The 14,463-nt window shown below is 61.9% G+C and carries 12 protein-coding genes; 2 read left to right on the top strand and 10 right to left on the bottom strand.

What is annotated here, in order from left to right; translation table 11 throughout:
• Positions 1-179: 179 nt before the first annotated feature.
• Positions 180-3,260: an efflux RND transporter permease subunit gene (locus AACY25_RS03495; protein ID WP_339522540.1), complete on the bottom strand. Its 3,081-nt coding sequence runs from the start codon at positions 3,258-3,260 to the stop codon at positions 180-182.
• Between the two features lie 5 nt (positions 3,261-3,265).
• A complete protein-coding gene (locus AACY25_RS03500) occupies positions 3,266-4,387 on the bottom strand; it encodes an efflux RND transporter periplasmic adaptor subunit (protein WP_339522541.1) in 1,122 nt (373 codons plus the stop codon).
• 91 nt (positions 4,388-4,478) lie between these two features.
• Here AACY25_RS03500 and AACY25_RS03505 point away from each other — a divergent pair, with 91 nt between their 5' ends.
• A complete protein-coding gene (locus AACY25_RS03505; RefSeq protein WP_339522543.1) occupies positions 4,479-5,117 on the top strand; it encodes a TetR/AcrR family transcriptional regulator in 639 nt (212 codons plus the stop codon).
• An 18-nt stretch (positions 5,118-5,135) separates the two neighbouring features.
• On the opposite strand, the gene AACY25_RS03510 is transcribed toward AACY25_RS03505, so the two are convergent.
• Complete coding sequence (locus tag AACY25_RS03510; protein ID WP_339522545.1) at positions 5,136-5,924, bottom strand: class I SAM-dependent methyltransferase; 789 nt, start codon at positions 5,922-5,924, stop codon at positions 5,136-5,138.
• A gap of 106 nt (positions 5,925-6,030) precedes the next feature.
• Between AACY25_RS03510 and AACY25_RS03515 the strand changes: the two genes are divergently transcribed.
• Positions 6,031-6,795, top strand: a complete 765-nt coding sequence (locus tag AACY25_RS03515; RefSeq protein WP_339522546.1) for a hypothetical protein — start codon at positions 6,031-6,033, stop codon at positions 6,793-6,795.
• An 8-nt stretch (positions 6,796-6,803) separates the two neighbouring features.
• Here AACY25_RS03515 and AACY25_RS03520 read toward each other — a convergent pair whose 3' ends face one another.
• The 7 genes from AACY25_RS03520 to ppc form a co-directional block, all read right to left on the bottom strand.
• Entirely contained in the window at positions 6,804-7,496 is a 693-nt protein-coding gene (locus AACY25_RS03520) for an extensin-like domain-containing protein (protein WP_339522547.1), read from the bottom strand.
• 13 nt (positions 7,497-7,509) lie between these two features.
• Positions 7,510-8,370, bottom strand: a complete 861-nt coding sequence (locus AACY25_RS03525; protein WP_339522548.1) for a DUF72 domain-containing protein — start codon at positions 8,368-8,370, stop codon at positions 7,510-7,512.
• Positions 8,371-8,516: 146 nt separating this feature from the next.
• Positions 8,517-8,858, bottom strand: coding sequence for a hypothetical protein (locus AACY25_RS03530; RefSeq protein ID WP_339522550.1), 342 nt, complete (start codon positions 8,856-8,858; stop codon positions 8,517-8,519).
• Positions 8,859-8,991: 133 nt separating this feature from the next.
• Complete coding sequence (gene tsaB / locus AACY25_RS03535; protein ID WP_339522551.1) at positions 8,992-9,672, bottom strand: tRNA (adenosine(37)-N6)-threonylcarbamoyltransferase complex dimerization subunit type 1 TsaB; 681 nt, start codon at positions 9,670-9,672, stop codon at positions 8,992-8,994.
• A 160-nt stretch (positions 9,673-9,832) separates the two neighbouring features.
• On the bottom strand, positions 9,833-10,618 hold the full coding sequence (locus tag AACY25_RS03540) for a 5'-nucleotidase, lipoprotein e(P4) family (protein WP_339522553.1): 786 nt from the start codon (positions 10,616-10,618) through the stop codon (positions 9,833-9,835).
• 195 nt (positions 10,619-10,813) lie between these two features.
• Positions 10,814-11,461: an adenylate kinase gene (gene adk, locus AACY25_RS03545; RefSeq protein ID WP_339522555.1), complete on the bottom strand. Its 648-nt coding sequence runs from the start codon at positions 11,459-11,461 to the stop codon at positions 10,814-10,816.
• A gap of 245 nt (positions 11,462-11,706) precedes the next feature.
• Entirely contained in the window at positions 11,707-14,343 is a 2,637-nt protein-coding gene (gene ppc, locus AACY25_RS03550) for a phosphoenolpyruvate carboxylase (RefSeq protein ID WP_339522556.1), read from the bottom strand.
• Positions 14,344-14,463 lie beyond the last annotated feature (120 nt).

The raw sequence follows: 14,463 nt of genomic DNA on the forward strand, positions 1-14,463 counted from the left end.
AGATAATTCTCCAAAACGCTCTACACACCTCTGTAACAGACTGTAATCGCTGCATAACCTGTTCATATGCAGTTGAAGGTAGTTGCATATTTTTGACAGCAGGCCAGCAAACGTCCTACCCGTCAGGCATAAAAAAGCCAGGCACTAGGCCTGGCTTTTTCCGATCAGCTGCCGCCGGGTCAGGCGGGCTTCGCTTCCGCTTCCTTAACCCGGAACCACGCCGCATACAGCGCAGGCAGGAACAGCAGGGTCAGCGCCGTGGCGACGATCAGGCCGCCCATGATCGCGACTGCCATCGGCCCGAAGAACACGCTGCGCGACAGCGGGATCATCGCCAGTACCGCCGCCAGGGCGGTCAGTACGATGGGGCGGAAACGCCGCACGGTGGCTTCAATAATCGCGTGCCAGCGGTCCATGCCGGCGGCGATGTCCTGCTCGATCTGGTCGACCAGAATCACCGAGTTACGCATGATCATCCCCGACAGGGCGATGGTGCCGAGCATGGCGACGAAGCCGAACGGCTGCCGGAAGATCAGCAGGAACAGGGTCACGCCTATCAGCCCCAGCGGCGCGGTGAGGAACACCATGGCCGAGCGCGAGAAGCTTTTCAGCTGCAGCATCAGCAGGGTCAGCACCACCACGATAAACAGCGGAATACCGGCGTTTACCGACGCCTGGCCACGGCTGGAGTCCTCCACGGTGCCGCCGACGTCCAGCTGGTAGCCGTCCGGCAGTTGCGCACGCACCGGCTCAAGAGTCGGCAGGATCTGCTTGATCAGGCTGGCCGGCTGCTCCTTGCCGTATACGTCAGCGCGTACGGTGACGGTCGGCAGGCGATTGCGGTGCCAGATGATGCCTTCCTCGAAGCCGTACTCCAGGGTGGCGATCTGCGACAGCGGCACGCTGCGGCCATTGTCGGTCGGCACCGCCAGGCTTGGCAGCAGGCCGAGCTCCTGACGCTCACTCAAGGTGCCGCGCAGAAGGATTTCGATCAGCTCGTTGCCTTCGCGGTACTGGCTGACTGGCGAGCCGGTCAGCGAGCTTTGCAGGAAGCGCGACAGATCGGCAGTGCTGACGCCCAGGGCGCGGGCGCGTTCCTGGTCGATGTTCAGGCGCACCACCTTGCTCGGCTCTTCCCAGTCCAGGTGCACGTTGCTCACGTGGCTGTTCTCGCGCACCTTGTCGGCGACCTGACGGGCCAGTTGGCGCACCTCGTCGATATGCTCGCCAGAGACGCGGAACTGCACCGGGTAACCCACGGGCGGGCCGTTCTCCAGACGCGAGATACGGGTGCGCAGGGTCGGGAACTCATCGTTGAGCACCTCGATCAGCCAGGTGCGAATCTTCTCGCGGTCTTCGATGCTTTTCGCCAGGACCACAAACTGGGCAAAGCTGGCGGCCGGCAGTTGCTGGTCCAGCGGCAGGTAAAAGCGCGGCGAGCCGGTGCCGACGTAGGCGACGAAGTTGTCGATGCCTTCATGGCCGCTGAGCAGCTGCTCCAGACGCTTGGCCTGCTCTTCGGTGGCGGCCAGGGACGCGCCTTCGCTGAGTTTGAGGTCGACCATCAGCTCCAGACGGCCGGAGGCCGGGAAGAACTGCTGCGGGACAAAGCGGAACAGCAGGATCGAGCCAATAAACAGGGCGATGGTGAGCACGATTACCGTCTTGCGCCGACGCACGCACCACTCCACCGCTGTACGCACGCGGCGGTAAAACGGCGTGCCGTAAGGGTCATGACCATCGGCGCTACCGCCGTGCTTGGCCGCGTGCAGCTTGGCCAGATCCGGCAGCAGTTTGGCGCCGAGGTACGGCACAAACACCACGGCGGCGATCCACGACACCAGCAGGGCAATGGCCACCACTTGGAAGATCGAGCGGGTGTATTCACCAGTGCCGGACTGCGCAGTGGCAATCGGCAGGAAGCCGGCGGCGGTGATCAGGGTGCCCGTGAGCATGGGAAAGGCGGTGCTGGTCCAGGCATAACTGGCCGCTTTGATGCGATCAAAGCCCTGCTCCATCTTGATCGCCATCATTTCCACGGCAATGATCGCGTCATCCACCATCAGGCCCAGCGCCAGCACCAGCGCACCGAGGGAAATCTTGTGCAGGCCGATGCCGAGGTAATACATGGCGGCAAAGGTCATCGCCAGCACCAACGGAATCGACAGCGCCACCACCAGCCCCGTGCGCAGGCCGAGGGAGAAGAAACTCACCAACAGCACGATGATCACCGCCTCGGTAAGCACACGGACGAACTCGCCCACGCCGGTCTTTACCGCCGCCGGTTGATCAGAGACTTTGTTCAGCTGCATGCCGGCCGGCAGGGTTTCCTGCAGCCGAGCAAATTCGCCTTCCAGCGCTTGGCCCAGCACCAGGATGTCGCCACCAGGCTTCATCGACACGGCGAGACCAATAGCGTCTTCGCCCATGTAGCGCATGCGTGGTGCGGGTGGATCATTGAAGCCGCGCTTGACCTCGGCCACATCGGCGATGCGGAAGGTACGATCGGCCACACGAATCGGGAAGTTGCGGATTTCCTCCACCGTCTCGAAGCGCCCGGTCACGCGCAGTTGCACACGATCAGAGGCGGTTTCGAAGAAGCCCGCAGCAGCCACGGCATTCTGTTCTTCCAGCGCCTGCTGCACGGCGGCCAGCGGTAGGCCGAGGGTGGCCAGCTTGGTGTTGGACAGCTCGATCCATACCTTTTCATCCTGCAAACCAAGCAGGTCGACCTTGCCGACGTCCTTAACCCGCTGCAGCTGCAGCTGGATGCGGTCGGCGTAATCCTTGAGCACGGCGTAGTCGAAGCCCTTGCCCGTCAGCGCGTAGATATTGCCGAAAGTGGTGCCGAATTCGTCGTTGTAGAACGGCCCCTGAATGCCTTGGGGCAAGGTATGGCGAATATCGCTGACCTTCTTGCGCACCTGATAGAACAGATCGGGAATGTCGGCAGAATGCATCGAATCGCGAGCGATAAAGGTGACTTGGGATTCACCAGGGCGCGAGAACGAGACGATCTTGTCGTAGTCACCGGTCTCCATCAGCTTCTTTTCGATGCGCTCGGTTACCTGACGCGACACCTCTTCGGCGCTCGCCCCCGGCCAGTTGGTGCGTACCACCATGGCCTTGAAGGTAAAGGGCGGGTCTTCGCTCTGGCCCAGCTTGGTGTAGGAAATAGCCCCGACCACAGCCAGCAACAGCATGAGATACAGGACAATCTGGCGGTTACGCAGCGCCCAGGCGGATAGGTTGAAATCCATCGGGCTTACTCCTCGACCGTCAGGTCGGCCTTGGCCGTCAGCTGTACCGCCCGGTTATCGCGGTCAACCGGACGCACTTGCTGGCCTTCGCGCAGCACCTGACCACCGGCGGCTACCACCCAATCAGTGGCTTGCAGTCCTTCGAGCACCGGCACGGTTTTCTCGCCGTAGGCACCGATGCGCACGTCGGTACGCTTGAGCGTGGAATCCTTCGGATTGACCACCCAGACGTAGGGCTGGCCCTTCTCTGCCGTCAGCGCCGACAGCGGCACGGCCAGTGGCACTTCACCGTTGTGGGCGATAAACACGCGAGCACTCTGGCCCAGCTCGGCCGGAACCTTGCCTTCGGTAAAGGCTACGCGGGCCGCAAAGGTACGTGATTGCGGATCGGCCGACGGCGACATTTCACGAATACGCCCGGGGAAGCGCTGATCCGGCTGCGACCACAACTCAACGGCCACTTCCTGACCGACCTTGAAGCGCTCGAAGGCTTGCTCCGGCAGGTTGATCAGTACTTCACGCTCACCGTCAGCGGCCAGGGTAAAGACTGTTTGCCCTGCGGCCACCACCTGGCCAACTTCAACCATGCGCCGCGCCACCACACCATCCTCGGAGGCACGCAACACGGCATAGCCGGCCTGGTTATTGGCCACGTTGAACTCGGCCTTGATCTGTTTCACCCGCGCTTCACCGGCACGGTAGGTATTTTCCGCATTGTCGTACTGCGAACGGCTGACCAGGTTGCGCGCCAGCAGGGTCTTATAGCGATCACGTTCGGCGCGCACCAGTTGCAGATTGGCCTCGGCCGCCGCTACCTGGGCGCGGGTGGCTTCCAGCTGCAGACGCACGTCCTGCGGGTCCAGCTCGGCCAGCGGCTGGTCCTTCTTCACCCGCGCACCGACATCGACCAGACGCTTGGCCACCTTGCCGCTGATGCGGAAGGCCAGTTCCGGCTCCAGGCGCGCACGCACCTCACCGGGGTAGGCATCCATCAGCTCGCCAGCCAGTTGCGGCTGCACCACCATGGCCGGGCGCACGGCAACCTTGGCGGGCTCGCCATTGCCGCAAGCGCCAAGCGACAGGATAAGACTGACAGGCAACGCAACAGACAGTGCATGACGGAACATGATGACGAACCTTTGTGGAGGCTTTTGAATAATTAAACTGGCAGGTATAGTAAAAATAGCAAACTCACTAGTCCAGTATTAAAAACGACCAATGCCAAACAAAGTGTTGCCAACCAGCGGCCCCGGCCGCCCCAAAGACCTGGCCAAGCGCAAAGCCATTCTGGAAGCGGCGAAAACCCTCTTCCTCAGTAATGGTTATGACGGTAGCAGTATGGATGCGATTGCCGCGGAAGCCGGGGTATCCAAGCTCACGGTGTACAGCCACTTCACCGACAAGGAGAAGCTGTTTGCCGCGGCGGTGCAGTCCAAATGCGAGGAGCAACTGCCGGAGCTGCTGTTCGAGCTGAACGACGAGGTGCCGGTAGCGCAGTTGCTGCTGAATATTGGCCGAGGCTTTAATGAGCTGATCAACAGCCGTGAGTCGGTGGAGCTGCACCGGGTGATGGTGAGCCTGGCCGCGCAGGACTCCAAGCTCTCGCGGATGTTCTACGAAGCTGGCCCACAGCGCGTGCTCCACGGCATGGAAGAGCTGCTGCGCCGCGCCGACCAGAGCGGCAAGCTGCGCGTGCCTGACCCGCTGAGCGCTGCAGACCAGTTCTTCTGCCTGATCAAGGGCGGTGCCAACTTCCGCCTGCTGATCGGCTGCGGCGAAGCCCTGCAGGGCGCCGAGGCCGAAGCCCATGTGCGCGATGCGGTTGAAGTCTTCCTGCGCGCCTTCCGCGCCGAGTAGCGCAAGGCATCGCCAGCGTCACTCGCTGGCGGCCTGCAGCTTCTTCTTCGGGTAGATATCGTAGCGGCTGGACTTACCTTCCAGGGCATAGCCCGGCTTGGCGCCGTCAATCAGCGGGGCCTTGCGTGGGCGTTTGACCACTACACGATGGCTGGCCAAATTCAGCGCAGCCTCAAGTAGCGCAGGCGCATCCAGGTCATCACCGACGAATGGGCGGAACAGGCGCATCTCTTTTTTCACCAAGGCGCTCTTGTCGCGGTGCGGGAACATTGGGTCGAGGTAGATCACCTGCGGCGGCTCGCCCTGCCAGGCGCGCATCAGCTCGATGGCGTTGCCATTAAGCAACTGCATCTGCGCGGCAATCGGCGCGACATCTCGGTCCTGCGCCGCACGGGCCAGGCCGTCTTCCAGCAGCGCGGCAATCAGCGGCTGGCGCTCGATCAAGGTCATGCGGCAACCCAGGCTAGCCAGGACAAACGCATCGCGGCCCAGTCCGGCCGTAGCATCCAGCACCGTCGGTCGCACCCCGGCCTGTACGCCTACCGCCTTGGCGATCATCTGACCACTGCCGCCACCGAATAGCCGGCGATGCGCCACCGCGCCTTCGACAAAATCCACTTTCACCGGCCCTGGCGCCTGCGGCCCCAGCTCCACCAGCTGCAAACCACCCTCACCCAGCTGCAGGGCAAACTCGCTGTCGCCATCCAGCGGTAAACCCAGGCGCGCCGCCCAGGTTTCAGCCGCTGCCTGCAGATGGGGAGCCAGGGCCTGCATACGAATTCTGGCTATTAGCCGCTCATCACTCATCAGAAAATGTGCTCAAAAATCACTCAATTGACTGCAAAAGCAGCCGATAACTTGCCTGAGCGGCATTTTGCCAGACCCGGCAGCTTCCAGCCGCACCGAGTTCGCCATGTTCGATGTGATTTCCGCTCCGCGCAGCACCGCCACGTCGGCTGCCGACACCCGTTCAATCAGCGAAACACTGGATGAAGGCAAGCGTGCCTCGCTGGATTATCAGATTCTACGACGCACCCTGATGCCCGATGAGGCGGAGACTGAAGCACCTGCCAGCCCACCGGAAACGCCCAGCGAACCACCCGCCGTCACGGCCCAGGCCAGCGATTTTCAGGAGCTGGCTGCCCAACGCGAGCTGGGGCTGAATGTCACCATCAACGCCGAGCCGCAAAAAACCGATCCTCTGGTGCTGGACCTGGCCAGCAACGGCTTCAGCACCAGCGGCCTGAATCGTTCAGTACATTTCGACCTGGATGGCGACGGCAAACTCGACCAGATCAGCGTGCCCACCGGCGATGACGCCCTGCTCGCCTATGACCGCAACGGTAACGGCCGCATCGACGATGGCCGCGAGCTGTTCGGCGACCAGAACGGCGCGGCCAACGGCTTTGCCGAACTGCGCAAATATGATGACAACAGCGACGGCCGCATCGACAACCAGGATGCGATCTTCGAGCGCCTGAGACTGCTGCGTTTCGATGCTCAGGGTCAGCAATCCAGCCAGTCACTGAGTCAGGCCGGCGTAAGCGCCATCGACCTGCAAGCACATGACGTGAAGATTGCCCTGGGCGCCTACGACGAAATCGCCCAACTCGGCCGCTTCGAGTTCGCCGACGGCCGCAGTGGCCAGGCTGCCGATCTATTGCTGGCGCAGCGTTAAGCCGGTACTTAGCGGCACATCCGCCACAGCCCCATATCCACATGAAAGTGGTCACGATGAGCCGCGTTGTATTCCGGCCCAAGGGTGGTGTTGAAGCGCCGGCAGGCGCCCTGCTGCACCTGGCGCAGGAACTCGGCGCTCTTGCTCTGCTTGGGCCAATCCTGCAGCACACTGATGCGCCGACCATCGGCCAAGCGAAACCCAACAATATCCAGCGCGTTGGCCGAGGCATGCTGGCTACGCCGCTGACTGCCAGCAATGCTTCGGCAGGCGAAGCTGCCCACATGTTCGACCCGCGCCACTCGCTGGCCAAACACGGCTTGGGCAGCTGGCTGCAGATCATGCTGTTCAAACAGGGCAAAGGCCGCAGCCAGCGGGCAACTGGCAAGAAAGCTGCTGCTGAACGTAACCCCGGAGCTGTGAACCCGCAGGGTATTGTTCAGCGGGCAGGCCACTCCAAGGTTGCTGTCGACCTGCGGAGTAAAACGCAGTGATGAGGTGCCCAAGGCCTGCTGACACAGCGCCGGATCATCCTGCAGCCGCCACAGTTTGAAGCCGGTCAGCAGGTTCGGTGTTTCGCGGATATCCAACACCGCCCAGGGGTTCCAGCGCGGCGGTACATCCAGCCAGCCACGCCAGATAGCCAACAGCAGGCCAGCGAGCACTACACAGAGAAGCAGAAAAGCACGGAAGAAGGTCATGCCGCGCAGCCTATCAGAGCAGCCCCAATTGCTCGACCGCGTCCTCACGCTGTATTTGTGGCAAGGCCGGCAAACCCGGTAAACGCTGCATCAACTGCTGATGAAAGCGCTGCGCCAGTTGCGGCGCCAGGCGGTTATCCGAGGTGTGCAGAAAGACGTAGGGCGTACGTCCCTCTTCGATCCAGCCTGCAACCTTATCCAGCCAGGGTGCCATAAACGGATCATTGGCCAGCAGCTCGGGATGACCAATAAAGCGCAGCTGCGGCGACTGACTAAAGGCCGTAGGGCGCAGCGGCAGGCGCGGCTTCTTCGCCTGCGCATGCAGTACCGCCGGGGCTGTGGAAACACAGCTGAACAGCGCCCGCGAATCCAGGCAGATGCGCTCGATACCACGGCCATGCAGCAGGCGATTAAGGCTGCGCTCCTCCTCGCCTTTGGCAAAGAACGCCGGATGACGCACCTCGACGGCCAGCTCCCCGGCCTGCCAAGGCTCGATAAAGGCGATCAATTCCGCCATACGCTGCGGACTGAAACTCGCCGGCAACTGCAGCCAGAACGGCGACACCCGTTTGCCCAGCGGCGCCAGCAAGTGGCGAAAATCTTCGGTAGCGCTCAGTTGCTCACGCAGGTCGCCGTTATGGCTGATCTCACGCGGCAGCTTGGCACAGAAGCGCAGGTGCACCGGCATGCGCTCGGCCCAGCGCGCCACAGTTGCAGAGGACGGCTGCGCATAGAAGGTGGTGTTGCCCTCAACGGCGTTAAACACTTGGGCATACATCGGCAGAAAGTCGGCGCTACGACTGCCTTCTGGATACAAGGAACCGCGCCAGACGGGCTCGCTCCATGACGGGCAACCGAGGTAGTAAGGCAGCATCAATTTGAAGACCGTTGAAGAATGTAACGAGCGCTGGCAAGGCAAGGCGAGATCAGCCGAGGGGGCGCAGTGTACGAGTTGTATATGAGTACGACGAGGCTGATATCAACGCGGCATGGCCGAGTGCAGTCGTATCGCAATGGTCTTCAGGCGTAAAGGTCGAGGCCCATAACCTGCTGGGCATCCGCCTCGCTGGCGAAACTGGCGGTTGAGCCGTAGCTGGCCAACGCCTGGGCGGCGCGGTTGTTCAGCGGAGGTTGGTAGAGTTGATCTTGCAGACGGGCTGGCAAACGGTCGGTGCTGGCATTGCTGGCTTCGACCTTGCGCATTTGCGCAACTTGCTCAAGGCCCTGGGTACTGGCGGGGGATGCCGGCTGCTCACGACGCTGCTCAATCTCGCGCTGCGCTTCGCGAAATGGCGTAACCGCAGAGCCCGGGCGGGCACTGCGATCTGGCGAATAGGAAGAAATAAAACCGTCGATACGCATCAGTTACTGCTCGGCTTGATTAGCCAACGATGGACTCAGATGGGCGCAATTTAGCTCTCGCGCGCCGGCTTGGCAATCAAGCGGGGGCAATGCAGCAAACTCCGCGACAAAAGGTAGAGCACAATCCTGATGTTTAGACTGCGGCCTTGGGCGTGGCCACCTGATCACGCAAATAAACCGGTTGCGCCAGGTCGGCATCTAACGCCTCACCACGGGCCCAGGCAAAGCGCGCCAGACTGAGCAGGTCTTCGGCGTGGGGCAGCATGGCGACATCGTGCCCGCTGATCGCAACAGGAATACGCGCGGCAAAGGTGCCCCAGCCGGTGCCGGCGGCAAACCAGTCGCCGCTGGCATCAACCGGCAAGCTGGCGCGCTCCGGCGGCAATACCGCCTCGACACCGGCCTGGCGCATCTCACCCTGCTCGGCGCGGTAGCAGCCCCAATAGACCTCATCCATACGCGCATCGATGGCCGCTGCCACCTGCTGCGCGCCATGCTCGCGCAAGCTGCGCTGCGCCAGCACGGCGAGGTTGGACACCGGCAGCACCGGACGCTCCAGGGCAAACGCCAGACCCTGCACCACGCCGATGGCAATCCGCACGCCGGTAAAAGCGCCCGGGCCACGACCAAAGGCAATTGCGTCGAGCGCTGACAGCGGCACCCCGGCATCGGCCAGCAGTTGCTTGATCATTGGCAGCAAGCGCTGGGCATGCAGGCGTGGAATCACTTCGTAATGGCTGAGCACCTGACCGTTATGCAGCAGCGCAACGGAGCAGGCTTCGGTAGCGGTATCCAGAGCCAGGAGAGTGGTCATTGCATTCGGACAGGTGACGAAATGGACCGGCATTAGAACGGCTTGAGGTTTTTTTTTCCAGCGCAATCACTGCCTCGCGGGCCGGTCACGCGAGGAAAATCACAGCACTAGAGGCATGCAGAGGCCCGACAGACCCGCTGCATGCCAGAACAAAAGCTGCTTACCAGGGTTCGATAACGGTCTTAGCGTCCCAACCTTGCAAAGGCGCTTTGGACCAGGTGCCGTAACTGGCGTTTGGGAAGACGATCCACTCGGTGCCCCATTTGCCAGCCTCAGCGGCGACGGTGGCGCGCTGATCGGCCAACGGCGTCTTGCGGAAGCGCCCATCGAAGTCATGCAACGTATCGCCCAGCAGCAACACGATTTGATGATCGGCGCTGACAATGGCGCGCCGCTCGACCTTGGGCGGCCCCAGCAGCAGCACGCTTTCTTCAGAGATCTGCGGCAGGCCAAGCTTACTCAGAGTGGCCAGGGTGTGCGGCTTCTGCTCGTCGGCACGGTCCGAGATATAGCGAATGGTCACCCCGAGCTTATCGGCGTGCTCAAGGAACTTCTTCGCCCCAGGAATCAGCCCTGGAGTACCGTCGCGCTCCCAAGGTAACCAGGTGTCCCAGGCGTCGTAGGTGTGACAGTTGGCAAGATCACGCGCAAGCAGTGCGCTGTTATCAATAACGGTTTCATCCAGGTCCGTAACGATGGCCAGTTTGGAGGAGTCTTTCGCTGCGGCCACTGCGGCATCCAGCTTAAGGGTGGCGATGTTGTAGGCCTGCAGCTGCAACGCCTGAATCTCCGCCGATTGCTGCTGGAAACGCAGGCCCATGGTGAACTCGGCAACAGCGCAGTCTGTTTTAGGCTTCGCAGCGGTATCGGCAAAGGCCGCAGGACTGCCCACCAGCGCTAAAGCAAGGCCCAACCAGATGGCGCTCTTTGCTGTTTTCTCGGTCATTGAATGCGCTCTCTTCCTTAGTATGGATTCAGGCTGAACGTCTACGACCACCTCATCTCGTGGTATAGACCAGCCGAATGCTAGCCTAGGCGAGCAAGGTTACTGTTCTATGAACGACGCTCAGCGATTCCTGCGCGCCAACCGCAGAAACAACAACGGCCCGCAAAAGCGGGCCGTTGATTGACTGCGACAAAGCTAACTGAGCGCAGCGAGCACCTTGGCAGTGATCTCGTCGACCGAACCAACGCCAGCAATGGCGCTGTACTTCGGCGTGCCTTCAGCGGCTGCGAGCTTCTGGTAGAAGTCCACCAGCGGCTTGGTCTGCGAGTGGTAGACCGACAGGCGATGACGCACGGTTTCTTCTTTGTCGTCCTCTCGCTGGATCAGCTCATCACCAGTTTCATCATCCTTACCGGCAACTTTCGGCGGATTGTGCTCGGTGTGGTAGACGCGACCCGAGGCCGGGTGCACGCGGCGACCGGCGATACGGCCAACGATTTCTTCGTCGTCCACGGCTATCTCGACCACGTTATCGATGACTACACCGGCTTCCTTTAAGGCTTCAGCCTGAGGAATGGTGCGCGGGAAACCATCAAAGAGGAAACCATTGGCACAATCGGGCTGAGCGATGCGCTCCTTGACCAGATTGATGATCAGGTCGTCGGAGACCAGGCCACCGCTGTCCATAACGCTTTTGGCAACCAGGCCCAGTTCAGTGCCAGCCTTGACCGCAGCACGCAGCATGTCACCGGTGGAGATTTGCGGAATACCAAATTTCTTGGTGATGAAACCAGCTTGGGTACCTTTACCGGCACCGGGCGCCCCCAGCAAAATCACACGCATCGATGTGCTCCTCAAGATTTAAGTAAAAATCGTCGGACTCGCCTCGTGGGGCCAATCTCAGAATTGTTCAAGCAGCGCTGCCAAACTGGGCCAGAGTGCCGAAAGGCCGCTCAAGATACACAGCGCACCCATAGCGCACAAGCCACCGAAAGTCGGATACACCTGCGACTACACTTGGTAGGTAGTGCTTTCGCCGACGCACTACATCGGCACCGGCGAAAGCACCACTGCACTGATTAATCCACCTAGCCAGTGTTGCGCAAACCGGCCGCAATACCCGCCACACTGACCAGTAATGCCTGTTCCAGAGGGCTGTCAGCCTGATTGCCACGCAACCGCGAGCGTGCCAGCAGCTCGGCCTGGAGCAGATGCAGCGGGTCCAGGTAGGTGTTGCGCACACTGATCGATTCCAGGGTTTCCGGGCTATGCGCCAGCAGCTGCGACTGCCCGGTCAAACCCAGCACTGCGGCCACCGCCTGCGACAATAGGCCGCGTAGATGCTCACCCAGCGGACGCAGGGCCTGCTCGACCAAACGCTCGTCATACAGCTGGGCAATGGACTCGTCGGCCTTGGCCAGCACCATCTCCAGCATGTCGATGCGGGTGCGGAAGAACGGCCAGTGTTCGCGCATCTGCCCAAGCAGCTCGCCTTCGCCGCGCTGAAAGGCATTGGCCAGCGCAGCTTCCCAGCCCAGCCAGGCCGGCAGCATCAGGCGGGTCTGGGTCCAGGCGAAAATCCATGGAATCGCGCGCAGGCTCTCCACCCCGCCCTCTCGGCGCTTGGCCGGGCGACTGCCCAGGGGCAAGCGACCCAACTCCTGCTCCGGCGTGGCCTGGCGGAAGTAATCGACGAACTGTGGGTGCTCGCGTACCACCGCGCGGTAAGCGCTGACGCCATCGCTGGCCAGTTTATCCATCAGCTCGCGCCAGGCCGGCTCCGGACTGGGTGGCGGCAACAAGGTGGCTTCGAGTACTGCGGCCAGGTAGAGATTGAGATTCTGTTCGGCAATATCCGGCAGGCCGAATTTGAAACGAATCATTTCACCCTGCTCGGTGGTGCGGAAACGCCCCGCTACCGAGCCAGGCGGCTGCGACAGAATTGCCGCATGCGCTGGACCGCCGCCGCGCCCGACTGTGCCGCCACGGCCATGGAACAGCAACAACTCGACATCCTGCTCGCGGCATACCTGAACCAGGGTTTCCTGGGCGCGGTATTGCGCCCAGGCGGCCGCCGTGGTGCCGGCATCCTTGGCCGAGTCGGAATAGCCGATCATCACTTCCTGCGGCCCGTGCAAGCGCGCGCGGTAGCCATGCAGCGCCAGCAGACGGCTGATCACCGGGCCAGCGTTGTCCAGATCAGTGAGGGTTTCAAACAACGGCACCACACGCATCGGCCGTTGCAATCCGGCCTCTTTAAGCAGCAGTTTCACCGCCAGCACATCGGAAGCCGCACCGGCCATGGAGATCACGTAAGAGCCCAGGGAAGCAGCGGGCGCACCGGCCACTTCACGGCAGGTCGCCAGCACCTCTTCGGTCTCACCGCTGGGTTTGAAGTGCCCCGGCAGCAGTGGCCGGCGGTTTTCCAGCTCTTTCAACAGAAACGCAAGACGCACTTCCTCATCCCATTCCGCGTAACGCCCAAGGCCGAGGTAATCGGTGATTTCGCTCATGGCGGCGGCGTGCCGGCTGGAGTCCTGACGCACATCCAGGCGCACCAGAAACAGGCCAAAGGTCGCCGCACGGCGCAGGCAATCGAGCAACGGGCCATCGGCGATCACGCCCATGCCGCACTCATGCAGCGACTGGTAACACAGGGTCAGCGGCTCCAGCAGCTCGCGATTGTCCTGCAGCACGGCTGCAGACGCGGGCACCTGATCCTGCAACGCGGCCTGAGCCCAGCTGCGGGTAGCGCGCAAACGCTCACGCAGCTGCTTAAGCAGGCTGCGATAGGGCTCGGCGCTCTCGCCTACCCGCGCCAGCAGCGCTGGGCTGGCCTGCTGCATGGAAAGCTCGGCGGCCAGGTTATCGACATCGCGCAAGTACAAGTCCGCCGCCATCCAGCGCGCCAGCAGCAGCACTTCGCGGGTAATAGTGGCCGTGACATTAGGGTTACCGTCACGGTCGCCGCCCATCCAGGAAGCAAAGCGAATCGGCGCAGCATCCAGCGGCAGGTGCAGCCCGGTGGCGCTGTGCAATACCTGATCGGCTTTGCGCAGCACATTGGGAATGGCGTGCCAGAGCGAATGCTCAATCACCGCAAAGCCCCATTTGGCTTCATCCACCGGGCTCGGCCGGCTGCGGCGGATTTCCTCAGTGTGCCAGGCTTCGGCAATCAGCCGCTGCAGACGCTGCTTGACCTGCTCACGCTCGGCCGCCGAAAGGTCGCTATGGTCGCCAGCCGCCAGCTGCTCGGCCATCGCATCGTATTTCTGAATCAGCGTGCGCCGTGCCACTTCGGTGGGGTGCGCGGTCAACACCAGCTCGATATCCAGACGGCCTAACTGGCGGGCCAGGGCCTCGCCCTTGTGGCCGTTGCTGGACAGCCGCTGCAGTAAGTCGGCGAGGATATTGTCTTCAAACGGCTGCGCTTCACCCGGCGCGCGGCGGCGTACGCGATGGTACTGCTCGGCGATATTGGCCAGGTTGAGAAACTGATTGAACGCCCGCGCCACCGGTAACAGTTCGTCATCGTCCAGCTGGTTCAGGGTTGCACTGAGTTGCTCCGTACCCTGCTGCGAACCACGGCGCGAGGCCTTGGCACCCTTGCGAATACGCTCGATCTTGTCGAGAAACACAGCGCCGTGCTGCACGCTGATGGTGTTACCCAGTAGTTCGCCGAGCTGGTGGACGTCCTCGCGTAGACGCGCGTCGATTTCTGCCATGAGTCTTGCCTCCGCTGATCCTGCCTTCAGAGTGCCCAGCGCGCCAACTTCTTACAAGTGCGCGACGCCCAGACCGCACTAATCGCGCTAAGCACTAGTCTTAACTGTGCAGCCCGTCCA

Origin of the sequence: Pseudomonas sp. EA_35y_Pfl2_R111, assembly GCF_963970955.1 — a bacterium.
In the GTDB taxonomy this organism is placed as follows: domain Bacteria; phylum Pseudomonadota; class Gammaproteobacteria; order Pseudomonadales; family Pseudomonadaceae; genus Aquipseudomonas.